8 protein-coding genes are annotated in these 24,754 nt (G+C 70.7%); 2 read left to right on the top strand and 6 right to left on the bottom strand.

All coding sequences use genetic code 11. From position 1 onward, the window contains the following. Positions 1-645, bottom strand: a complete 645-nt coding sequence (locus ABD374_RS07480) for a response regulator (protein ID WP_344492637.1) — start codon at positions 643-645, stop codon at positions 1-3. Then, entirely contained in the window at positions 633-1,625 is a 993-nt protein-coding gene (locus ABD374_RS07475) for a sensor histidine kinase (RefSeq protein WP_344492634.1), read from the bottom strand. The genes ABD374_RS07480 and ABD374_RS07475 overlap by 13 nt, the downstream gene beginning before the upstream one ends. A 337-nt stretch (positions 1,626-1,962) precedes the next feature. Between ABD374_RS07475 and ABD374_RS07470 the strand changes: the two genes are divergently transcribed. Beyond that, a complete protein-coding gene (locus ABD374_RS07470) occupies positions 1,963-2,709 on the top strand; it encodes an ABC transporter ATP-binding protein (RefSeq protein ID WP_344492965.1) in 747 nt (248 codons plus the stop codon). Between the two features lie 2 nt (positions 2,710-2,711). Then, the gene (locus ABD374_RS07465) at positions 2,712-5,255 is read left to right on the top strand and encodes an ABC transporter permease (protein ID WP_344492631.1); all 2,544 of its coding nucleotides are present in this window, start codon (positions 2,712-2,714) and stop codon (positions 5,253-5,255) included. A 77-nt stretch (positions 5,256-5,332) separates the two neighbouring features. On the opposite strand, the gene ABD374_RS07460 is transcribed toward ABD374_RS07465, so the two are convergent. The 4 genes from ABD374_RS07460 to ABD374_RS07445 form a co-directional block, all read right to left on the bottom strand. Continuing rightward, positions 5,333-5,542, bottom strand: coding sequence for an MbtH family protein (locus ABD374_RS07460; RefSeq protein WP_344492628.1), 210 nt, complete (start codon positions 5,540-5,542; stop codon positions 5,333-5,335). A 60-nt stretch (positions 5,543-5,602) separates the two neighbouring features. After that, positions 5,603-13,417 (bottom strand): amino acid adenylation domain-containing protein, encoded by a 7,815-nt coding sequence (locus ABD374_RS07455; protein ID WP_344492625.1) that lies wholly within the window; start codon positions 13,415-13,417, stop codon positions 5,603-5,605. A 62-nt stretch (positions 13,418-13,479) separates the two neighbouring features. Next, positions 13,480-22,926 carry an amino acid adenylation domain-containing protein gene (locus ABD374_RS07450; RefSeq protein WP_344492622.1) on the bottom strand — a complete coding sequence of 3,149 codons (9,447 nt, stop codon included), beginning with the start codon at positions 22,924-22,926 and terminating at the stop codon, positions 13,480-13,482. A 177-nt stretch (positions 22,927-23,103) separates the two neighbouring features. Further along, positions 23,104-24,444, bottom strand: a complete 1,341-nt coding sequence (locus tag ABD374_RS07445) for a serine hydrolase domain-containing protein (protein ID WP_344492963.1) — start codon at positions 24,442-24,444, stop codon at positions 23,104-23,106. Positions 24,445-24,754: the final 310 nt, after the last annotated feature.

Below are 24,754 nucleotides of genomic sequence, written 5' to 3'. Positions count from 1 at the left end.
TCACCCGTTCAGGAAGGCCAGCACCGCGAGTACCCTGCGGTGGCCGGTCCCCGTCGGAGGCAGGTCGAGCTTGGTGAAGATGTTCTTGATGTGCTTGCCGACCGCAGGCGCGGACAGGTCCAGCAGTTCGCAGATCCGCCCGTTGTCGTGCCCTTCGGCCATCAGCCCGAGGACCTCGCGCTCACGGGGGGTGAGCTGGTCCAGCGGGCCCGCACCACGATGCCGGCCGACGACCTGGCAGACCACCTCGGGATCCAGGACGGTGCCGCCCGAGGCGACACGGTGAAGAGCTGCCATGAACTCGGGCACGTCTCCCACGCGGTCCTTGAGCAGGTAGCCGATGCCGCAGGCGTTGTCCCCGAGGAGTTCGACGGCGTAGGCGTCCTCGACGTAGGCGGACAACACGAGCACCGGGAACCCGGGGCGTGCCCCACGCAACTCCACCGCGGCCCTGAGCCCCTCGTCGCGGTAGGACGGGGGCAGCCGGACGTCGAGCACCACGACATCGGGTGCGAGTGAGGAGATGGTATCGGTCAGGGTCGTCGCCCGGTCCAGAGCCGCGACCACCTCGTGGCCCTCTGTGCTGAGCAGAAGTTCCAGACCCGCCCTGAGCAGGGCGTCGTCCTCGACGATCAGTACGCGCACGGCAGTTCCATCCGAATCGTCGTCGGCCCCCCGGAAGGGCTGAGCACCTCGGTCGCCCCGTCGAAGGCGGCGACCCGCTGCCGGATCCCGGCCAGCCCGCCACCCGCCACCTCCCGCGCGCCCCCCCGGCCGTCATCGGTGACCACCACGTGCAGGGTCCCGGCTTCCGCGCGCACGGAGATCCTCACCTGTGAGGCGTCGCCGTGCTTGACCGCGTTGGTGAGCGCCTCGGCGACCGAATAGTAGACGGCCACCTCCACCGCGGCCGGTATGCGGACCAGGTCGTCGGTCTCGGCGACACACGGGACGGGGCAGCGCAGGGTGAGCGACGTGATCGCCCCGGCCAGACCGCGGTCGGCCAGCACCGGCGGGTACATGCCGCGTACGATGCTCCGCAGTTCCGCCAGGGCCTCGTCGGCCTGGGAGCGGGCGAGTCGGATCAATGTGCGGGCCTGGTCCGGATCGCCGTCCAGCAGCCGCTCGACCATGCCGAGGTGGAGCCGTACGGAGACCAGGCGATTCTGGGTGCCGTCGTGCAAGGCGCGTTCGATCCGGCGGAGTTCGGCGGCATGTGCGTCCAGGGCTTCGGCCCGTGAGGTGGTGACCTCGGCGAGTCGGACGGCCAGCCCGGCCGTGCCGCCGCCGGTCAGCAGCCGGAGGGTGACACGGGCGTGCAGCAGGGCCACGTACGGTGCGAGGCGCAGCAGGACGGCCACGTGGATCACCGCGACCGGCGGGGTCAGCAGTGCCGTCGTCCAATCGCGTACGCCGAAGAACGCGGGGCTGACCACGATGTCCTCGGGCAGCAGCCACCACCACAGCGGAGTCGTGGCACATGCCACGGCCGGCAGGGCCGGCGTGAGCACGAAGACCGCGGCGAGCAGCCCCGCCAGGCAGTCGGCCGCGGCCCTGGTGAGTTCACGTCTGACCGCCCTGATGTCCTCCCGGTACGGAACCGGGCGCCCGGGCGGGGCAGGCATACCCCTTCTCGCGAATAAGGAAATTCCGCGGCTCAGTTCCTTCTCGCCCTGCTCTTTCCGCCATCTCAGCAGAGTGGGGACAAAACTCGTGCGCATTCCCGCGGCAGAAGCGACCCAGGAAAGGGCAAGGAATGGAAGCAGGAGCCAGGAGGTGGCCGACGAAGCAGCGGAGACGGCCAAGTACCCGACATCTGTCCCGGCCGGGCCGATTTCAAACTTTCCAGAAGTATTCGAATGGAGGTGCCAAGGTGTGCCTGAATGTGCCTTGTCACCCTTCACGGCGGCATGGTAGCGTCCCGGCGACATTTAGCGGGGGTTCCTCTTGTTCGGTGATTCCATGAAATTCGGAACAGACGAAGGTTTCGCGCTGAGTATGCGCGAGGCAACCAAAAACTATGGCTCCGGCGGAAATGCGGTGCAAGCCCTTCGGGGTATTTCCGTAGACCTTGCGCGGGGGAGCTTCACTGCGGTAATGGGGCCGTCCGGATCGGGTAAGAGCACGTTTCTGCACTGCGCGGCCGGGCTTGACCGCCCCACCAGCGGACAGGTGCTGCTCGGCGGCGTTCCGCTGTCCGGGATGCGGGAGGCCGAACTGACCCGGCTGCGCCGTGAGCGGATCGGCTTCGTCTTCCAGGCGTACAACCTGCTGCCGGCGCTGAGCGTGCGGGACAACATCACCATGCCGCTGCGGCTCAGTGGCACGCCCCTGGACCGTGCCTGGTTCGATGAGGTGACCAGCCGCGTGGGCATCGCCGAAAAGCTCAGGAAGCGCCCGTCCGAGCTGTCCGGCGGGCAGCAGCAGCGGGTGGCGATTGCGCGTGCTCTGATCAACCGGCCCGACCTGGTCATGGCCGATGAGCCCACCGGCGCCCTCGACTCGCACACCGGACAGGAAGTTCTCCGGCTCTTCCGGGAGTTGGTGCACGATCTGGGGCAGACCGTGCTGATGGTCACGCACGACCCGGTCGCGGCCTCGTACGCGCACAGCGTGCTCTTCCTCGCCGACGGCAGGCTCGTCGAGCGGATGGACCGCCCCGAGGCCAAGACCGTCGCCGAGCGCATGGCGCACTTCGGGGGCAGGTGACCGTGTTCGACATCGCGTGGAAGACCCTGCGAGCCCGTAAGGCGGCCTTCCTCGGTTCCTTCGTCGCCCTGCTGTGCGGTACCGCGGTCCTGGCCGCCTCCGGCATCCTCGTCGAGTCCGGGCTTCGTACCTCGGTACGGCCCGAACGGTTCGCCGGTGCCGACGTGGTGGTCGGCGGCAACCAGACGCTTCGGATACCCGGTGGAGACATCACCGTTTCCGAGCAACTGCCCGAACGGGTCCGGCTGGACCAGGCCACCCTCCAGAGCGTGGCCGGCGTTGCCGGGGTGGAGCGCGCGGTCGGCGACTACAGCTTCGCCGTCTCGGTGCAGGGCGTCGGCACCGCCGCGTACGGACATGGCTGGGACGCCGCGGTGCTCGGCCCGTTCGAGCTCACCGACGGTCAGGCTCCGGCCTCTGCTTCCGACGTCGTCCTGGACGCCGCCGCCGCCAGGGCCGCGGGAGCGCGCGTCGGGGGCGCCGTACGGATCGTCAGGAACGCCGTCCCGGCCGAATACCGGGTTTCCGGCATCGCCACGCTTACCGGCGGCACGGAACTCGGCCGCCAGCGCGCGGTGTTCTTCGCCACCGACACCGCGGCCGGCCTCTCCGGGCACCCCGCTGCCTACGACGCGATCGGAGTGCTCACCGAGAACGGCGTCAGCGCCGGGACTGCCGCCGACCGCATCGAGAAGGCCGTCACCGGCACCGAGGTGGTCGCGTACACCGGAAACGACAGGAGCCGCCTCGAGTTCGACGACATCGGCGCCTCCAGCGGGCTGCTCCTGCTCGTCGCTCTGTCCTTCGGCGGAACGGCGGCGCTCGTCGCCATGTTCGTCGTCGCGGGCACCCTGGGGCTCTCCGTCAACCAGCGGCTCCGGGAGTTCGCCGTGCTGCGGGCCATCGGCTCCACGCCGAGGCAGATCCGCAAGCTGGTCCTGGCCGAGGCACTGCTCGTCTCACTGGTCGCGGGCGTACTCGGCTGTGTGCCCGGAGTGGCCGTCGCCGATCTTCTGCGCGGCCTGTTCGCCCGGTTCGGCGCGATCCCGGACGATCTTCCCCTCGTCGTGGGCCCCTCCGCTCTGGTGACCGCGGCGGTTCTGAGCGTGCTGACGGCCGTGGTGGCCGGACTCATCGCCGCCCACCGCCCGGCGCGCATCAACCCGGTGGACGCACTCGGAGAAGCCGCCGTGGAGCGCAAGGGGCTGCCCTTCTGGCGCGTCCTCCTGGGCCTGCTGTTCCTCGGCATGGGAACGCTTTCGGCGCTGATGCCGCTGGCGATACACAACGAGATCGGTGCGGCGGGAACCGGCAGCGCGGCGCTGTTCGGCCTGGTCGGAATCGCCTTCGTCGGTCCGCTCGTGGTCCGGGTCCTGGTGCGGACGATCGGGCTGCCGCTCATGACTCTTCGGGTCAGCGGCTTCCTCGCCGTGTCCAACAGCGCGGCGGCGGCCCGTCGGATGAGTGCCGCCGTCATGCCGCTGGTGCTCGCCATCGGCTTCACCGTCACCACGGTGTACACCCAGACGACCCTCTCCTCCGCCTCCACGCATCAGGTCCAGTCGGGGCTGCGCGCCGACTACGTGGTGGCGGACGCCTCTTCGGGCGGACTGGCCCCCGCTGTGGTCGAACAGATCCGGCAGACCGCGGGGGTGGACGTCACCACCACGGTCACCACCAGCAAGGCGTTCCGGGCGGTCGACTTCTTCGAGGACCGCGAACTGGCCGGCTTCTCGGTCCGCGGTGTCACCCCGGAGGAGCTCTCGCGCACCATCGACCTCGATGTCGTCGACGGCGACATCGGCAACCTGCGGGGCGCGGCGCTGGCCATGGAGCGCTCCGAGGCCATGATGCTGGGCTTCGGGATCGGAGACTCGGTCGATCTCTACCTCGGCGACGGTGCCCGTACCAAGCTCGAGCTCGTAGCGACGTACAAACGGGGCATGGGCTTCGGCGAGATGACGGTCCCCCAGGACGTCCTCACGGGGCACACGACTACGGGCGCCCCCGGGCAGCTGCTGGTGAAGACACGCGACGACGCCGACCGGGCGGCGGTGGGAGCGGCCCTGCGCGCGTTGTCCGAGCGCTACCCGACGGTGTCGGTGGCGGACCAGGACGGCTTCTCCGCCGGGGTTCGGGAGGAAGCCGACCTCGCCGCCTGGATCAACCTCATCGGGTTGGCGATGATTCTTGTCTACATCGCCATCGCCGTCGTCAACACCCTGGTCGTCGCGACCGCGGGTCGCTCGCGCGAGCTGGCCCTGATGCGCCTGATCGGCATGACGCGACGGCAGGTGCTGCGCACCCTGAGGTGGGAGGCCCTGCTGATGTGCACGATCGCCGTGGTACTGGGCACCGTCATGGCCGCCCTGCCACTGGCTCTGCTGGGCATAGGCCTGCTCGGCCGCGGGTACCCTGCCGGCTCACCCCTGCTCTTCGTAGCGGTCGTCGGGGTCACGGTGACCCTCGGCGTCCTGTCGACGATGGTTCCCGCGCGGCTGGCCCTGCGTACGCGGCCGGTGGAGGCCATCGGCGTGCGTGAATAGCCCCGAAGCAGACCAAGCAGACCAGCAGGGACGGGCCCCGGCGATGCCGGGGCCCGTCCCTGCTGCCTTCGTCGGCGTCAGCCGCCCATGGCCGCAACCAGACTCTTGGGGCGCATGTCGGTCCAGTGGGTGCTGATGTACTCGGTGGCTTCGGCACGCGAGGACTCGGGCAGGGCGGTCTCCCAGCCGGCCGGGATCTCGGCGAAGGACGGCCACAGGGAGTACTGTCCCTCGGCGTTGACCAGAACCAGGTAGGTGGCGTTCTCGTCCTCGAAGGGGTTGCTCATGGTGGTGATTCCTTGTCTGCGGTCGCCCGCTGTCGGTTGCTCGGTTGCTCGGTCGCTGGGTTACTTTCTGGCTGCGGAAGCGGCTTCTGCGATCTCACACAGGTTGTCCGTGAGCGCCTGTGCGAGTTCTTCGATGGTTTCGCGCCGGTGGAGGGCGGTCGAGTAGGTCCAGGAGAAGGTCATCCGGTCCCCTGTCACGCTGCCCGTCACGTCCAGCAGGTTGGTGCGCAGCTCGCCGGGCGCGTGGTCCCCGCCGGGGGATTGCAGGAAGCGGTGGTAGAGACCGCTCCCGTTGTCCTCACCCCCGAACTGGCCGAGGTAGTTGAAGGAGACGGGAACGGCCGGCAGATCCCTCAGCGGGGCCTGCTGTCCATCGGTCCCCGCGTACCGCAGTGCGCCGAAGCCGATGCCGTTGCGGGGCACCTGGCGCAGCTGTCGCTTCACAGCGGAAACGGTCTTCTTCCAGTCAGGGGCCTTCCCGTCCATGTCGCCCGGCAGGTCGAGGACGACCGGGTAGACCGTCGTGAACCAGCCGACCGTGCGGGAGAGATCGACGTCGTCGAACAGCTCCTCGCGGCCGTGCCCCTCCAGCTCGACCGGCACCCGGGACGATCCGGTCCACCGCACGAGGGCACGCCCCAGCGCGGCGAGGAGAACGTCGTTGACACGGCTGCGGAAGATGCCTGGCACCCGCTGCAGCAGCAGCCGGGTGTGCTCCCCGGACAGCATCGAGGTGACTTGATCCTCGGAGCCCACGACGTTGGCGCCACCGGGGTGGTCGACCGGCACCCCGGCCGGCACTCCCTTGAGTACACCGGCCCAGTGGTCCACCTCCGCGTCGAAGCCCCCGCCCGCCGCGTGCTCCGTCAGCCGGGTCGCCCACTGCTGGAAGGACGTGGTCTTGATGCCGAGGTCCGGGGCCTTGCCCACCGCCAGCTGTTCGTAGGCGGCGGCGAGATCCTCCAGGAGCACCCTCCAGGAGACTCCGTCGACGACCAGGTGATGGGCGTTGAGCAGCAGCCGTGAGCGTCGGCCGGTGCCACCGTCGAAAGCCGTGACCGAGAACAGCGGACCCTCGGCCAGCCGGTCCGCGGACCGCACCCGGTTCGCCGCCTCCGTGATCGCCTGCTCGACGCCTGCATCGTCCAGCGCGGACACATCGACGCTGCGCCAGACGCGCCCCGTCTCCTCGCCGGCAGCGATGTACTGCGTCCATCGGTCGTCCTCCCCGTTCCGGACAGCGCGCAGCCGCAGGATGTCGTGCTGTTCCAGCAGGGAGCCGACAGCGTCCGGAAGCAGGGAGAGATCGACATCGTCCGCGAGTTCGACGAGCAGCGACATGTCGAAGTGCTCGGGCGCCAGCGGATGGCTCTCCAGGAACCACCGCTGTACGGGGGTGAACGGAACCTCGCCCGTCACACTGCCCTGCTCGGCCAGCACCCCGCCCGACCCGGTTTCCGCGCCGGCGCCGTCCAGCCCCGCGGCCAGACCTGCCACGGTCTGCCGTACGAACACATCCTTCGACGTCAGCTCCAAGCCGGCCTTCCGGGCCCGGGAGACCATCTGGATGCTGAGGATCGAGTCGCCGCCGAGTTCGAAGAAGTTGTCCTCGACTCCGACCCGTTCCACGCCGAGCAGCGCGGCCCAGACAGCGGCGAGCGTCCGCTCGGTTTCGGTACGGGGCGCCGTGTAGGCGGTGTCGGCGAAGGCATCGTGCGAGGGCTGGGGCAGTGCCCGCCGGTCGAGCTTTCCGTTGCCGTTGAGCGGGAGCTCGTCCAGCAGGACGACGGCGGCCGGGACCATGTACTCGGGGAGGGCGGCCGCGGCGGCCGCCCTGATCCCACGGCTGGAGACCTGCTCGGCCACCACATAGGCGACGAGCCGCCGCACCCTGGGCGAGTCCACACCGTCGTCCGACGACGGCACCGTCTCGTCGACGACTACGACGGTCTGCCGGACACCGGGCACCGCCCCTATGACGGCCTCGATCTCACCGAGCTCGATCCTGAAGCCCCGGATCTTGACCTGGGAGTCGGTGCGGCCGATGAACTCCAGCTCGTACTCTGCCGTCCAGCGCACGAGGTCGCCCGTACGGTACATCCGGCTGCCGGGCGGGCCGAACGGGTCGGCGACGAACCGCTCGGCCGTCAGGTCGGGACGTCCCGCGTAGCCCTGGGCCAGGCCCTCCCCGCCGAGGTACAGCTCGCCGTGCACGCCGGGCGGCACGGGACGCAGGGACGAGTCCAGGACGTGAGTCCGTACGCCTGGCATGGGGCGCCCGATCAGAGGCCGCTCCCCTTCCCGGATCGGCCAGTACACGCTGTTCACGGTGTTCTCGGTGGGTCCGTAGAAGTTGTAGCCGCGCACTCCCGTCGCCCGCATCCGGGCGAGCAGAGCCTCGTCGAGGGCTTCCGCTCCCACCGTGATCACCTGCGGTCGGTGCCGGCCGGTGTCGAGGAGGCCGGCAGCGACCAGCTGCGTCAGATACGACGGGGTCGCATCGAAGTAGTCGATACGGCGCGAGTCGAGATAGCGGCACAGCTCCTCGGCGTCCAGTCGGGTCCGCTCGTCGATCACGTGTAAGTGGTGGCCGTGCAGCAGCCACACCAGCGGATCCCAGGAGGCGTCGAAGGACCAGGCCGCGATGTGCGCGGCCCGCAGCGGCTTCGTCGGGTCCGGGAGCGCGTCGAGGACGACCGTACGGTAGCCCTCGATCATGGCCCGGAGGCTGCCGTGGCTGACCACCACTCCCTTGGGGGCGCCGGTGGACCCGGACGTGTACATCACGTAGGCGGGATGCACGTCGGCGAGCGGAGCCGTCCGCGCGGCGTCCTCGAGTGGGGCGTCGTCCAGAGCCGCGAGGGCGGCCTCCAGCGGTCCGTCGACGGAGAGCACCTCGATACCGCTGCCGAGCAGCTCGCACAATGCCTCCGCACTGGTCTCCACCGTGAGGACGCTGTGCGGGCGGCTCTGGCCGATGATCGACCGAATCCGGTCGTCGGGGTAGGCCGGGTCGATGGGCACGTAGGCGGCCCCGGTCCGCAGCACCGCGAACACGGCGGTCACCGCGTGCTCTGTACGCGGAAGCACCAGCGCGACCTGCTCGCCCGGGCCGACGCCGGACGCGATCAGATGCCGCGCCAGCCGGTTGACGCGTGCCTCCAGCTCCCCGTAGGAAAGCGTGACCCCGCCCGCGGTCAGGGCGGCCCGCCCGGGGTGCGCGGCGGCGGTGGCGGTCAGGGCGCTCAGCGCGTGGTCGCCGGTGGCGGGGAGGGCAGGGCCGGTAGCGGCGGCCAGCAGGGACTGCCGCATTCCGTCCGGGAGCGGGACCAGTTCGCGCAGGCTGCGGCCGGCGTCCTCGGTCAGCAGTTCCAACAGGCGGACGAGTTGGGCCGTGAAGCGCTCGACTGTCTCCGCCTCGAACAGCTCGGTGTTGTACTCGAGTGCGCCGAGCAACTGCCCGTCCACTTCCCCGAAGTCCAGGCTGAGGTCGAACAGCGAGTGCTCACGCGCCAGCGGCTGCTCGCGCAGGGTGAGCCCGTCCAGGTGCGGTGTCTGGCCGGGTGCGTTCTGCAGGGCGACGACGGCCTGGACCAGGGTGGGGCGCGCGGGGTCGCGCTCGGGCGCCACCGCCTCCACCACCCGGTCGAAGGGCACGTCGGCGTGCTCGAACGCCTCCAGCACGGTCTCCCGTACGTCGGCGAGCAGTCCGGCGACCGTCACCGACTCGTCGATGCGGGTGCGCAGGGCCAGGGTGTTGATGAAGAACCCGACGATGTTCTCCAGCTCGGCGCGCTCGCGTCCCGAGGTGACGGTGCCGACGATGACGTCGTCCTGCCCGGTCCACCGCGACAACAGCAGTTGGGTTGCGGCGGTCAGGGTCATGAACAGCGTGCATGCGTGCGCCCGGCCGAGCCGGTGCAGCCCCTCCAGTACGTGTGCCGGGACCGTGAACTCGTACACCGCACCGCTCGTGCCGCGCACCGTGGGCCGGGGACGGTCGGTCGGCAGCTCCAGCGGCTGAGCCCCGGCGAGCCGCCGCTGCCACTGGGCGAGTGAGGCCCTGAACGCCTCCGCTTCCTCCAGCCGGTTCTGCCACAGCGCGAAGTCGGCGTACTGGACGGGGAGGTCGCTCAGGCCGGCGTGCCCGGCCAGCTCGGCGGGCCCGGCGTCCGGGTGACGCAGCGCGGCCGAGTAGAGGTCGCCGAGTTCGCGGGTGATGACCGCCATCGACCAGGCGTCGGTGACGATGTGGTGGATGCACAGCAGCAGAACGTGCTCCTCGCCGCCGAGCCGGGCCAGCAGGGGGCGCAGCAGAGGGCCGTCACCGAGCGCGAAGGGCTCCCGTACCCGTGCCCCGAGAAGCGCGTCCAGTTCGGACTCGCGACCGGTCAGATCGAGGATGGGCAGGGGGACGGGCGCAGGCGGGTGGACGACCTGGACGGGACTGCCGTCACGCGAGGCGAACGACGTGCGCAGCGACTCGTGCCGGTGTGTCAGGGCGTCGAGGGCGGCCCGCAGCGCGGAGGTGACCAGCGGCCCGGTCAGCCGGAGCGCACCGCCCGAGTTGTACTCGGAGCCGCCCGGTTCGAACTCGTCCAGGAACCACAGCCGCCGCTGGGCGTACGACAGCGGCAACGCGCCGTCGCGCGGCGCCGGGCTGATCCGCTCAGCCGCGCCCGCGGCGGTGGGCGCCCCGTCCAGCAGCCCGGCCAGGCCCGCGATCGTCGGCCGGTCGAAAACGCTCCGCGGCGCCAGCCGCACGCCGAGGACGTCGGCGATCCGCGAGAGCAGCCGGATGCTGGCGATCGAGTCGCCGCCCACCCGGAAGAAGTTGTCGTGCACCCCCGGCTTCTCCAGGCCGAGCAGGTCACACCAGATCGCGGCCACCGCTTCCTCGGTGGCGGTACGGGGGGACACATGGCCGGCGTCGGACTGTCCTGCCCAGTCCACGGCGGGAAGCGCCTTGCGGTCCACCTTGCCGTTGGACGTCAGCGGCACCGCGTCGAGCAGGCAGAACGCCGACGGCATCATGTGGTCGGGCAGCAGGGCCGCGGCCCGCTCGCGCAGCGAGTCGACGGTGAGGGAACCGGGCTCGGCCGGCACGGCGTACGCCACCAGCCTGCGCCCGGCCCCCGTCCCCTGTACGTCGACCACGGCCTGGGCCACCTCGGGCAGCCGCAGCACGGTTCCCTCGATCTCGCCGAGTTCGATGCGATGACCGCGGATCTTGACCTGGGAGTCGGCACGGCCGAGGAACTCCAGCTCGCCGTCGGCCCGTCGGCGTACCACGTCGCCCGAGCGGTACATCCGGCTGCCGGGCGTGCCGAACGGGTCGGCGACGAACCGCTCGGCGGTCAGGTCGGCTCGCCGCCAGTAGCCGTGGGCGAGGCCGTCACCCGCGATGTACAGCTCACCGGGTACGCCGGGTCCGACCGGCCGCAGCCAGCGGTCCAGCACGTACAGCCGGGTACCCTCGATCGCGGTGCCGATCGGCGGGGTGCCGCTGCCCGTCAGCGGCGCGCTCATGGTGGCGCATACGGTGGACTCGGTAGGCCCGTAGGCGTTGAACATGCGGCGGCCGACGGAGAACGCCGCCACCAGTTCCCCCGCGCAGGCCTCGCCGGCCACCAGCAGCGCCTGCACCGGCCCCAGGTCTTCGGGGGTCAGGCTGGGCAGCAGCGCGGGAGGCAGCGTGACATGGGTGATCCCGTAGCCGCTCAGGGTCCGCGCCAGCCCTTCGCCGCGCAACTGCTCCCGGGGCAGTACCACGGCCGTGGCGCCGTTCAGCAGGGCGACCAGCAGTTCGGCGATCGCCGCGTCGAAAGCGGGCGAGGCGAACTGCAGCATCCTGCTTCCCTCGCCGACGTCCATCCGGGAGCCCTGCGCCGAGGCCAGGGCGGCGATGCCGTGGTGGCTGACCAGCACGCCCTTGGGACGGCCCGTGGAACCGGACGTGTAGATCGTGTACGCGGCGTCGGCGACGGCGGCGGTGTGCGGCGCGGGCGCGCAGGCGAGGATCTCCGCACGCGCCTCGTCCAGCAGGATCCGGTCGGCGGTGGGAGGAAGCGAGCCGCAGGAGGCGGAGTCGGTGATGACCGTACGGACACCCGAGTCGTCCAGGACGTAGGCGAGGCGCTCCGCGGGATAGCCCGGGTCGAGCGGCAGGTACACGCCGCCCGCCTGCATGGCGCCCAGCAGAGCGGCCACCTGGTCGGCGCCGCGGTCCAGGCAGACACCCACGAACTCACCACGCCTCAGACCCCGTGCGCGCAGGTACGAGGCGAAGCGGCCGGCCCTGTCGGAGAGTTCCGCGAAGGTGAGCCGCTCGTCCGCGGCGATCACCGCGAGGGCGTCGGGTCGCTGAGCGGCCAGCAGCTCGCCCACCGTGCGCGGTTCGGGCCCCGCCCCGCCGTCGAGCACCTTCGTACGGTCGCCGTGCGGCTCGGTGTCGCGCAGCGGCCGCGGATCGTCCGCCGCGGCGAGTACCGCGCACAGGTCGCGGGCCAGCAGCTCGACCGTGCCGCGGTCGAAGAGTTCGGTGGTGAACTCCAGTGAGGCGTCGATCCCTTCGGGTGTCTCATGGAACTCGAAGGTCAGGTCGAAGACGGAGTGCTCGCGGTGCAGCGGGTAGGCGTTCACCTCAAGAGCGCCGAGCCCGGTCCGCTGCCCGCTGTCGAGGTTCTGCAGTACGACCGTGGCCTGCACCAGCGGCGGCGTCGAGCTGTCCCGCTCGTCCAGTACGGCGTCCACCACCGCGTCGAAGGGCACCTCGGCATGGTCGAGGTCGGCCAGCAGCCCGTCCCGCACGTCGGTGAGCAGTTCACCCATGGACCGCCGTTCGTCGACCTGTCCGCGCAGCGCCACGGTGTTCACGAAGAAGCCCACTGTGTCGCGCAGCCGGGCGTCGTCGCGGCCGGACACGACCGTGCCCACCACCACGTCGTCCTGACGGGTCCAGCGTGAGAGCGTCAGCCGGACCCCGGCGATCAGCACCATGAACAGATTGGCGCCTTGCGCCTCAGCGGCGCGGCCCATGGCCTCGGCGGTCGCCCGGGGGAGGCGGAAGCGGTACGAGTCACCCGCGGTGCCCCGCACCGCCGGCCGGGGCCGGTCGGTGGGCAGGGCCAGCGGTTCGGCGCCCTTCAGCTTCTGCCGCCAGTGGTCCAGGGACCGCTCGTGGCGCGGGCCGCTGAGCCGCCCGCGCTGCCAGGCCGCGTAGTCCGGGTACTGGACGGCCGGTTCGGCCAGCCCGGCGGTGGCCGCCAGGACCGGGGCCGTGCAGGCGGGGTGCTCGACGGCGGCCTGGTAGAGGACGTCGAGTTCGGCCCGCAGGACCCCCATCGACCAGCCGTCGGTGACGATGTGGTGCATCGCCACGAGCAGTACGTGCCGTCGCTCGCCCGCGCGCAGCAGGTGCGCCCGCAGCAGGGGGCCGTGGGCCAGGTCGAAGGGCAGGGCGTAGCGGCTCCCCAACGCGGCGGTGAGCGCCGCTTCGTCCCCTTCGGGTACGTCGGCCTCCTCGAAGGCCAGGGTCTCGCCCGCGTCGGGAGCGTGCACGCGCTGGACACCCTGGCCGTCCTTCTCGTGGAAGGTCGTGCGGAGCGACTCGTGCCGGGCGACCAGCGCCGCGCAGGCTTTGCGGAGTGCGCCCGCGTCGAGAGTGCCGAGCAGCTCCAGGCAGAAGCCCGAGTTGTAGTCCGCCCGGCCCGGTTCCAGCTTGTCGAGGAACCAGAGGCGCTGCTGGGCGTACGACAGCGCCAGGTCACCGTCGCGCGGGACCCGGGTGATCCGGTCGCGGTCCTTGCGGTCCTGCTGCGCCGTCAGTCGGCGGAGCATCTCCTGCTTCAGCCGTTCCTTGCGGTCGGCGGTCATCGCTCGGTCCTCCAGCGCGGGGTGGGGAAGTAGGGGGGATACAAGAGGTGAAGGGCCACGGATCAGTCGTCCAGCTCCGCCAGCACCGCGTCCTCCACGGCCTGGGCGAGGGCCCGCAGGGTCTGGTGCGTGAACATCGCCTTGGTGAGCAGCCGCACGCCGAAGGCCGATTCGAGCGCTCCAATGACCTGGATGCCGCGCACGGAGTCGCCGCCGATGTCGAAGAAGTTGTCGTGCACGCCGACTCGTTCGAGGTTCAGCACCCCGGCCCAGATCTCGGCGAGCACTTCCTCGGTGACGGTCTCGGGTGCCTCGTACCGGGCCTCGGTCAGCGAGGACCAGTCGGGCGCGGGCAGCGCACGGCGGTCCACCTTGCCGTTGGGTGTCAGCGGCAGCTCGTCGATGCGCAGCAGCACCGACGGCACCATGTAGGCGGGCAGCATGCCGGTGAGCTTGGCCCGTACGGCCTCGGGGTCCGGCTGCTCACCGGTCCCCGCCAGGAGGTGGCCGACGAGCTGCTTGGCTCCCGAGGGGGAGTCCACTACGGCGACGGCGGCCCCGGCGACCCCGGGGCAGCCGACGAGCGCGCTCTCGATCTCGCCGAGCTCGATGCGGAAGCCGCGGATCTTGACCTGTCCGTCGGCCCGGCCGATGAACTCGATCCGCCCGTCGGGGTTCCACCGGACCACATCGCCGGTGCGGTAGAGCCGTGATCCGACGGCGAAGGGGTTGGCGACGAAGCGCTCCGCGGTCAGGGCCGGCCTGTTCTCGTAGCCGCGGGCCACCCCGTCACCGGCCAGATACAGCTCGCCCGGTACGCCTACCGGCACCGGCCGCAGCAGCGCGTCCAGGACGTACGCCCGGGTGTTGTCCATGGGCCGGCCGATCGGGGTCACAGCCGCCCCGGCCTCGTCCCTGGCGATCGGGGTGCAGGTCGCGAAGGTGGTGGTCTCGGTGGGCCCGTAGACGTGGACGACGGTGGTGTCCGGGCAGGTCTCGGCCACCTTGGCGAAGGCCGCGGGCAGGGCTGCCTCACCGCCCGTCCACACCTCGCGCAACCCGCCGAAGCAGCCCGGGTCCTGCTGGGCGAACAGGTTGAACAGCGCGGTGGTCAGGAAGACCGCGGTGACGCCGTACTCGCTGACGCCGCGGCGGATGACGTCCGCCGTCATATCGCCCGCAGGGGCGACGGCGACCGTGCCGCCCGCCAGCAGCGGGGCCCAGACCTCGTAGGTGGCGGCGTCGAAAGCGTGCGGCGAGTGGAAGAGCACCCGTTCGTGCCCCTGCCGCCAGCGACGGTCACGGGCCAGTGCGACCACGCTGCGGTGGTCGACGGTCACCCCCTTCGGGGTCCCGGTGGAACCGGAAGTGAACATCACATACGCCGCCGAGGCGGCCGGCACCCGGGGGAGCTCGCCTCCGGCCGGCACCGAGACGGCGGAGTCCGCCTCGTCGTACACCAGCACCGGCACCCGCGGCTCGACCAGCCTGCCGAGCATCGAGCTGTCCGCGATCACCGCTACCGCGCCGGTGTCCTGAAGCAGCCAGGCGACACGGTCGGCGGGAAACGCCGCGTGCACCGGCACATACGCGGCGCCCGCCTTGAGCACAGCCAGCATGGCCACGACGACGCGCGCCGAGCGCGGCATCAGCAGCAGCACTCGGGACTCGGGACCGACGCCGTGGGCACGCAGCGACCGCGCCAGCCGGTCGGCCCGTGCGTCGAGCTCGGCATACGTCAGTGACTCGTCCTCGGCCGCGATCGCGACCGCGTCCGGTCGCAGGGCAACCTGCTCGGCGAAGAGATCCACGACCGTACGGTCGGGCACCGCCACCGTGCCGCCGTCCTCGAAGGCCGCCAGTGCCGGGTCCCGCCGCACCGGCAGTCGGCCGAGCGGGCCGGCGGGCTGGTCGACAAGGGCCCGGACGATCGTGCCGAGCTCGTCCAGCAGACCGTGTGCGGTCTGCGGGTCGAAGGCCGTCGGCTCGAACCCGAGGACCAGCCGGACCCTGTGGTCACTGGCGTAAGCGCTGAGAGTGAGCGGGTAGTTGGCGGCTTCGTTGGCGGTGACGGCCTCGATGTTCAGGCCGTGTGCGCGGGCGCTCTCCTCGTCGACCGGGTAGTTCTCGAAGACGACCAGGCTGTCGAAGAGCGGGGTGTCGGCGGCGAGTTCGGCCTCGGCCTGGATGCGGGCGAGGGGCACGTAGTCGTATGTGCGTGCCTCGGTCTGCTGGGCCTGGATGTCGCGCAGCCATTGGGCGACCGTGACGGACGGATCGATACGGACCCGTACCGGCAGGGTGTTGATGAAGAGGCCGATCGCCGACTCGATGTCCCGGATGGCAGCGGGCCGGCCCGAGCTGGTCGCGCCGAAGACGACATCCGTCCGGCCCGACCGCGCCGCCAGCAGAAGCGCCCACGCACCCTGGACGATCGTGTTGACGGTGATCCTGTGCTGCCTGGCGAAGGCGAGGACGGCGTCGGACGGCTTGTCCGGAAGATCCAGCTCCAGGCGTTCCGTGGAGCGTGCGGCGCGTACGTCGTCGGGGATGTGGTCGTAGGGCAGCGCCACCGGGGTGTCGTATCCGGCCAGGACCTGGTGCCAGTAGGTTTGCGCTGCTTGCGTGTCCTGTCCGGCCAGCCAGGCGAGATGGTCGCGGAACGCCGGGCGGTCGGGGAGCGCCTCGCCCCGGTAGGCGGTGAACAGGTCGGCCATCACCAGCGGCAGACTCCAGCCGTCCAACAGGATGTGGTGGAACGTCCAGACCACTTGGACCCGGGTGTCAGACAGCCGGAACAACGCCACCCGAGCGAGCGGGGCGGTCTTCAGGTCGATTCCCGCCTGCTCGTCCGCCGCCGTGAACTCCGCCAGCGCTGCCGACTGCTCCGGCTCCGACATCCCGCGCCAGTCGCCCACACTCACCGGGAGAACAGCGTCGCCGTGAACGATCTGAACGGGCTGGGGAACGCCCTGCCAGGCGATCGAGGTACGAAGCACGGCTGTCCGCTCGGCGATCCGTTGCCAGGCCCCGGCCAGCGCCTCGACGTCGGTTGCTCCGTCGAGCACGAACATGATCTGTTCGAAGTAGGAGGAGGAGTCGGGTTCCAGGAGAGCGTGGAAGAGCATGCCCTGCTGCATGGGGGTCAGCGGGTAGATGTCCTCCACTTCCCGCCCGTTGCCGACCAGGCGGTCGACCGCTGTCTGGTCGAGGGCCACCAGGGGGAAGTCCGACGGGGTCGCTCCGCCGTGGTCCTCGGTCAGGCAGTGCGCGACCAGTGCGTCCAGCTCCGCCGTGAACTGTTCGGCGAGCGCCCGCACCGTCTCCTCGCGGTGGACACCGTTCGAGTACGCCCAGTCGAAGACCAGTTGTCCGTCCACCACCCGGCCCACCGCGTCGAGCAGATGCGCCCGCTCCTCCTCGGGCGCGTACTCACCACCGGGGTTCAGGACGATCGACTCGTGCAGGCCGCCGTCCGGTCGGCCATCGAACTGGCCGAGGTAGTTGAAGCTGATCTGCGGCCGGGGCATTGTCTCCAGCCCGTCGGCGAGGTGGCGCAGGGCGCCGTATCCCAGCCCTCGGTTCGGGACCGCCCGCAGGGCTTCCTTGGTCGCCTTGATCTGCTTGCCCCAGTCGTCGTGTGCTTCCAGCACGACGGGGAACATGGTGGTGAACCAGCCGACCGTCCGGGAGAGATCGACCCCCTCGAACAGCTCTTCCCGCCCGTGGCCCTCGAGGTCGACGAGCAGCCGTTCATGTCCCGACCACTGGCACAGCACGCGGGCGAGTGCCGCGAGCAGCACGTCATTGACCTGTGTGCGGTAGGTCCCGGGGACTTCCTGGAGCAGCAGACGCGTTCGCTCGGCGTCCAGCACCGTGGACACCGTCTTCTGGCCGCCCATCAGGTTCGGGCCTTCGGTGTCCGTGGGGACGGTGACGCCGGCGTCTTCGGCCACGGTTTTCCAGTACGGCAGTTCGGCGGCGAAACCGCCTTGGCGGGTGTGGTGCGCGAGCATCCGGGCCCACTGCTGGAACGAGGTTGTCTTCGGTCCCAGCGGCGCCTGCCGGTATGCGGTGTCCAGGTCCTCCAGCAGGACCCGCCAGGACACGCCGTCCACCACCAGGTGGTGTGCTGCCAGCAGCAGGCGTGAACGGTGCGTGCTCCCGCCGTCGAAGAGCACGGTACGGATCAGCGGACCGTCCGTCAGGTCGAGCGTCGCCTGGACCCGTACGGAGTGCTCTCGCACCACATGGTCCAGCCGCTCTGCCGGCAGCTCGCAGACGTTCACCCTCTCCATGACGCGCGACGCGTCCTGGGACCCGGCGACGACGAGCCGCCCGTCCGCCACACGCGAGCGCAGCATGTCGTGCTGGGCCAGCAGCGTTTCCACCGCTTTGGACAGAGCCGCGGTGTCGAAGCCGTCCACGAGCTCCAGCAACACGGCCATGTTGAAGTGGTGCGGCGCCACCGGATGCGTGGCGAAGAACCAGTCCACAATCGGCGTCACCGCCACCGGGCCGGATACGGCCCCCTGCTCAGCGGAGGGCCCACGGCGCTCGCCGGGCCCGGTGGCCTCGGCGAGCGCCGCCAGGCCTGCCACGGTCTGGCGAGCGAAGACGTCCTTCGAGCCGAGGTGGATTCCCTCACGGCGGGCGCGGGAGACGACCTGGATGCTCAGGATGGAATCCCCGCCCAGGTCGAAGAAGTTGTCGTGCACCCCGACCCGTTCCGCACCCAGTACCGACGCGAACACCCCGGCCAGCACCTCCTCGGCCGGTGACCGCGGCGCCACGTACACGGCACCGGCCAGTACGTCCTGGCCCGGGTCGGGCAGGGCTCGTCGATCGATCTTGCCGTTGCCGTTCAGGGGAAGGGCGTCGAGGGTGATCAAGGCAGCGGGCACCATGTACTCGGGCAACTGCTCGCCCAGCCGCGCCCGTACGGCGTCGGTATCCACCACAACGGGTGCGTCGGAGTGCCGCTCCGCCACCACGTAGCCGACCAGCCGCCGGGCACCGGTGTCCGCGGCATGTACCACCACCGTCGCCTCGCCGATCTCCGGCAGCCGCAGCAGCGCCGCTTCGATCTCACCGAGCTCGATGCGGAAGCCGCGGATCTTCACCTGGGCATCCGCGCGCCCCGCGAACTCCAATTCGCCGTCCGCCGTCCAGCGCACAAGGTCGCCCGTGCGGTACACGCGCGATCCCGGGGCACCGGACGGGTCGGCGACGAAGCGTTCCGCCGTCAGGTCGGGGCGTCCCCAGTAGCCGCGGGCGAGACCGGCGCCGCCGATGTACAGCTCACCGACGACGCCGGCGGGCACCGGCCGCAGGAAGCCGTCCAGGACCAGCAGTCGGGTGCCGTCGAGACCGCTGCCGATGGGCAGGGTGCGCGTGCCGGTGTCGGAGTCGGTGTCCAGGGCGAAGGCGTGGCCCGTGACGAAGGTAGTGGTCTCGGTGGGGCCGTACGCGTTGATGACCACCAGGCCGGGGCAGGTATCGGCGACCCGGCGCACGGCCTGCGGGTTCGCGGCCTCACCGCCGGTGAGCACGGCGCGCATCCCGCTGAAGCAGTCCGGCCGCTGGTTGGCGTACAGGTTGAACAGCGAGGTGGTGACGAACGTCGACTCGACGCCGTGTTCCGTGACCAGCGCGCCGAACGCCTCCGCGTCCAGGTGCTCCGGGGGCGCCACGACCACGCTGCCGCCGTTCAGCAGCGGCACCCAGATCTCGTACGTGGCGGCGTCGAAGGCGTGCGAGGAGTGAAAGAGGACCCGCCCGTGCCGTCCGTCGCGCCAGCGGCTGTCGGTCGTGAGGCGGACAATGTCGTCGTGGGTGACCGCGACGCCCTTGGGGGCGCCGGTGGAGCCGGACGTGAACATCACGTACGCCAGCCGCTCCGGCTCGACAGGCAGGTCGACGAGCGGCTCCTGCGGTACGGGATCGCGGTCGCGCCCACCTTCGTCGACGAGGAGCAGCGGCACACCGGTGCCGTCCGGGACACGGTCGGCGGACGCCGCGTCGGCGATGACGCACACCGCCCCGGTCTCCTCGATGAGCCAGCGCACTCGCTCCGTCGGGTAGCCGCTGTGCGCCGGCACGTAGGCGGCGCCCGCGCGCAGCACGGCGAGCATGGACACCACGACCGGTACACCGCGTTCCAGGACCAACACCACCGGCGACTCGGCGCCGGCTCCGAGGGTTCGCAGCCGTCGCGCCAACGCGTCGGCGCGGGCGTCGAGCTCGGCGTACGTCAGGGTCTCGCGCGGGCCGATCACGGCGGTCGCGTCGGGAGTCGCGGCGGCCGCGGCGGCGAACAGCTCGGGCACACCCGCTCCGGCACCTTCCGGAGTGGTGCCGGTCCACCGGAGCAGTTGCCGCCGCTCGTCGTCGGCGAGCAGGCTCAGGCGGGCGAGTGGCTGCCCCGGATCCCCGACGGCGGCGGTCACGAGGTGCTGCAACCGCTCAGCGAGACGCTGGACGGAGGCGGCCTCGAACAGGTCGGTGTTGTATTCGACGACGACGCGCAGACCGCCGTCGTACTCCTCGTACTCCACCACCAGGTCGAACAGCGACTTGGTACGCGGCAGCGGCACCTCGGCGACATCGAGCCCGGCCAGTTGGACCTGCTGGGGCAGTGTGTTCTGCAGCACCATCATGGCCTGGAAGAGCGGGGTACGGCTGGGGTCGCGTTCGGTGATCAGCTCATCGACCAGGCGATCGAAGGGCAGTTCGTGGTCGAAGGCGTCGAGCACGGTGGTCCGTACGCCGTCCAGGAAGGATGAGACGGTATCCGTGGCCCGCGGTCGGGAGCGGATCACGAGGGGGTTGACGAAGAAGCCGACCAGATCGTCGGTCTGCCGGTGGTCCCGGCCCGCGGAGGCGACACCGAGGGCTACGTCCTGGCTGCCCGACGCGCTCGCCAGCACCAGTTGGGTCATGGCGGTCAACGTCATGAAGAGTGTCGCGCCGCGGCTGCGGCCCAGCTCCTTCAACGCCTCGGTCTCGGCAGCGGGCAGGTGGAAGCGGTGCACGGCTCCAGCGGTCGTGCGGATCTCGGGGCGCGGCCGGTCCGTGGGCAGGGCCAGGGACGGAACCTCGTCGAGCTGACGCTTCCAGTAGGTGAGCCGGTCGTGGACCGCGTCGCCGTCCCGGTGTCCTTGCTCCCAGACAGCGAAGTCCACGTACTGCACGGACAGCTCGGGAAGGTCCAACGCGTCGGGGTGGCTCTCGGCGCGGTAGAGCGCCGTCAGGTCCCTGGTCAGGACGTCCAGTGACCAGCCGTCGCTGACGATGTGGTGCGTGCTCAGCACCAGGACGTGCTCGTCGGCGGCGAGACGGACCAGCAGCGCCCGCAGCAACGGACCGCTGCCGAGGTCGAACGGCGTGTCCACCTCGGTGCGCAGCAGTTCGTCCAGTTCCCGCTCACGAACCTGCGCGCCGAACCCCGACAGATCGTGCTCCCGCAGCGCGAGCGGGCTGTCGGCAAGGGAACGGATCCGCTGTACGGGGATGCCGTCGGCCTCGTGGAAGGTGGTGCGCAGTGATTCGTGACGGGCGACAAGGGCGCCCAGGGCGGCACGCAGTGCGGTCGTGGACAGCCCACCGCGCAGCCGGTAGGCGCTGCCGGCGTAGTACTCGGTGCTGCCGCCCTCGTACTGGTCGAGGAACCACAGCCGGCGCTGCGCCGACGACAGCGGCAGCGGGCGGTCCCGGTCGGCGCGCGCGATGTGCGTCGCCGGCACGGCCTCGGAGCGCAGGCAGACCGCCGTCAGCTCGGCGACGGTGGGATGGCTGAACAGGGCTCGCCGCTCGGCACGGACGCCGAGCAGTGCCTCGATGCGGGAAACGGCCTGCACGGCGCGGATGGAGTCGCCGCCGAGGTCGAAGAAGTCGTCGTGGATCCCGGCCCGGGCCACGCCCAGGACATCGGCGAACACCTCCGCGACAGTCTGTTCCGCCGAGGTGCGCGGGGCGACGTACTCGCCGACCATCTGGTCGGGCGAGGGAGCGGGCAGTGCCGCCCGGTCGACCTTGCCGTTGGCGGTGAGGGGAAGCGCGTCGAGCAGGACGACGGCGGACGGCACCATGTAGTCGGGGAGTTCGCGGCCCAGCGCGGTGCGGAGGGAGGCAGGGGTCCCGGAGCCGCGCTCTCCGTCCGTATCAACGACTGCGTACGCAACCAGTCGGCGGTGTCCCAGCCGGTCCTCATGGACCGTGACGACGGCGTGCGCGATACCGGGCCGGCGCATGAGAGCGCCCTCGATCTCGCCGGGCTCGATGCGAAAACCGCGCAGCTTGACCTGGTCGTCGACCCGGCCCACGAACTCCAGTACGCCCGCGTCGGTACGTCGTACCAGGTCACCGGTCCGGTACATCCGAGCCCCGGCCGACCCGAACGGATTGGCGACGAAACGATCCGCCGTGAGTGCGGGACGCCCCCAGTAGCCCCGGGCCAGCCCCTCGCCCGCGATGTAGAGCTCACCGGTGGAGCCCGCGGGCACGTGCCGCAGGTGGTCGTCCAGGAGGTACACCTCGGTGCCCTCGACGTCCGTACCGAGCGGGGGAGTGCCCCTGCCGGACATCGGCTCGCTCATCGTGGCGCACACGGTGGTCTCGGTCGGGCCGTAGCCGTTGTACATCCGGCGCTCGCGCGACCACAGGTCGACCAGCTCGCCGGGGCATGCCTCGCCCGCCACCATCAGGACCGCGAGGGTGGGCACGTCTTCGGGGGACATGGTCGGCAGGACCGCGGGCGGCAAGGTCGCATGGGTGACCTGGAAGTCCCGTATGGCCCGCGCGAGTTCGTCGCCCGCCAGTCGGTCCTGGGACAGTGCGACGAGCGCGGCGCCGTTCAGCAGCGACATCGTCAGCTCGAAGACAGCCGCGTCAAAACTCGGCGAGGCGAACTGCAGCACGCGGGAGTCGGGGGTGACCAGCATCCGCTCGCGCTGGGTGCGAGCCAGGTCCGCGATGCCTCGGTGGGTGACGACCACACCCTTGGGGCGGCCCGTGGATCCCGAGGTGTAGATCATGTACGCGGCGTCGTCCGGTCCGCACTCCGCGACGGGGGCGGTGTCCGGCACCGCGTCGTCTGCCGTGTCGCCGGCGAGTTCGTCCAGGACCAGTCGCCGGTCCGTCCTCGGGACAGCCGCCGCCAGGGAGGACTGGGTTATCACCGTGCCGACGCCCGAGTCGTCGACCATGTACTGGAGCCGCTCCAGCGGATACTTCGGGTCCAGCGGCAGGTACACGCCGCCGGTCCGCATGACGGCCAGTGCGCACACCACCACCCCCGCACCGCGCTCCAGGCAGACGCCGACCAGCGTCCCCCTGCGGACCCCGCGGGCGCGCAGCGCGGAAGCCACCCGTGCCACGCGCTCGTCCAGCTCGGCGTAGCTCATGGTCCCGGACTCCGACACCAGCGCGACCGCGTCCGGGCGATGGGCCACGTGCGCGCCGAACAGTTCCTGAAACGTCCGGTTCTCCGCGTTCCTGGCAGAAGCCACGGTCGCTACTCCTTATTTCACGGGTGCGCCACATGAGTCGCACGCAGGGGAATGAGCCGCACGTGAGCGCGGCTGTGCTTCAGCCAAGGGGGCGCCGTCGGCCAGGAGGGGCCGACGGCGCTGAAGGGCGGGAGAAGCCCGGGCGGGGGCGAGCCGGGACGGGAAGAACCGGAGCGGCTAGGCCACGAGGCGAGCCTGGCTGCTGTCCTTGAAGAGCGTCCGACCGTTGTACTGCATGAGGTCGACAGGGCCGTCCGGGACGGAACTCATGAACCGACCGCTGAACAGCAGGTCACCCTGGTCCGCCGCGCGCACGGCGAACGTGAGGTCGCTGCCGACGGCCAGGTCCCCGGAGATCCCGTTGCAGGCGGCGAACCGGAGCGTATTGCCGTCCCCGAGCGAGACCTGGATGTCCAAGTCCCCGTTGAGGAACTCTCCGGCGAGCAGAGCGGTCGAGTCGTACGGCCTGTCGTCCGGGGCGGGCTGCCGGTAGTGGCCGACACGCAGACCGAAGGACCTGTCGAGTTCGGCTACCAGGTCCTCCCAGGCCGCGAGCCCGGTGGTGGAGTTGGTGGTGAAGGCGAGGGCCGTGCCGCCGTCGGGGCTGACCCTGACGTTGCAGGAGCCACCGTCGAGGGTTCCGTCGTGACCGAGCCACAACGTCCCGTCGTCGGCCGGGAAGAGGCCCCAGCCGGCGCCCCAGCCGGCCGCGATCCCGAACGGGTCGGCTTCCGGTACGGAATGCCCCATCTGTGCCAGTACGTCGAGGGCCGCGATATCGGCCTCCAGGTCCGCATGCCCTTCCCCCAGGAAGCAGCGTCCGAACCGGACGAGATCCATGGCGCTGCCCGCGATCCCGCCCGCGGGCACCAGCGTCGACTCCACGTGGAAGTCGACGGGTGAGCTTTTTCCGGTCGTCGCCGTGACAGCGTGCCCGCTCACGATGGCGGGCGGGGCCGCCCCCGGCCGCGGGTCGCGTACGAAGGCCAGGTCCAGGCCGGTCGGCCGGGCCAGATAGGACTCGACCGAGTCCCACCAACTCTGTCCGGTCAGCACCTCGACGGCATAGGCGGCGACGGCGTACCCCGTGTTGGAGTAGGAGAACGCGGATCCGGGCGCACTGAAATGTCCGGCGCGGAGCACCGAGGCGAAGTAGCGGTGCAGCGACGGGGAGCGCAGCGGCGCTCCCTCGTAGTCGGAGACGAGTCCCGCGGTATGGCTGAGCAGGTGCCGCAGGGTGACCGACCGCATGGGGTGGCCCGGTGGCACGGTGTGCCCGCTCAGGAAGGACAGGACCGGTTCGTCGAGTTCGGCCTCGCCCTCCTCCACCAGTTGCATCACCAGCGCGGCCGTGAACACCTTGCTCACGGAGCCGTAGGCGAAACGGGAACGCGGTGTCACGAGGACATCCCCGCCGAGTCGCTCTACGCCGGTGTATGCGTTGTACGTCTTTCCGTCTCGATACAGACAAAGCTGAGCCCCCGGTATTCGGTGCTCACGCGTCAGTTCTTCCAGCATGTTGGAGAGACATCTGACATCCATGACTCTTTCGCCCCCGTTTTGGCCGCGCTGGGTCAATGGCGTTAAACCTGGGTTGTCGGGATAGCTGGCTATACCGGTCGAGGTAGGGCCAGCCCGCCTCGCTCCCCCAGGCTCACCCACACCTCCCACAATCTCCAGATCATCAGGGCTGACCCGAAAAGTACAGGTCGACCGTCAGTTACTGAAAAGTAACAGGACGTGTCGATCGGGGTTCGGGCGGCGAGGAACCTGGGCGGCCTGCGGGGTGTCGGCAGCGCGCCGTTGTCGAGCCGGGCTGCGTGGGCAG

The organism is Streptomyces enissocaesilis (genome assembly GCF_039533765.1).
Classification (GTDB): domain Bacteria; phylum Actinomycetota; class Actinomycetes; order Streptomycetales; family Streptomycetaceae; genus Streptomyces; species Streptomyces enissocaesilis.
Note: the sequence above shows the minus strand (reverse complement) of the source record. Positions and strands in the feature narration are given on the sequence as shown.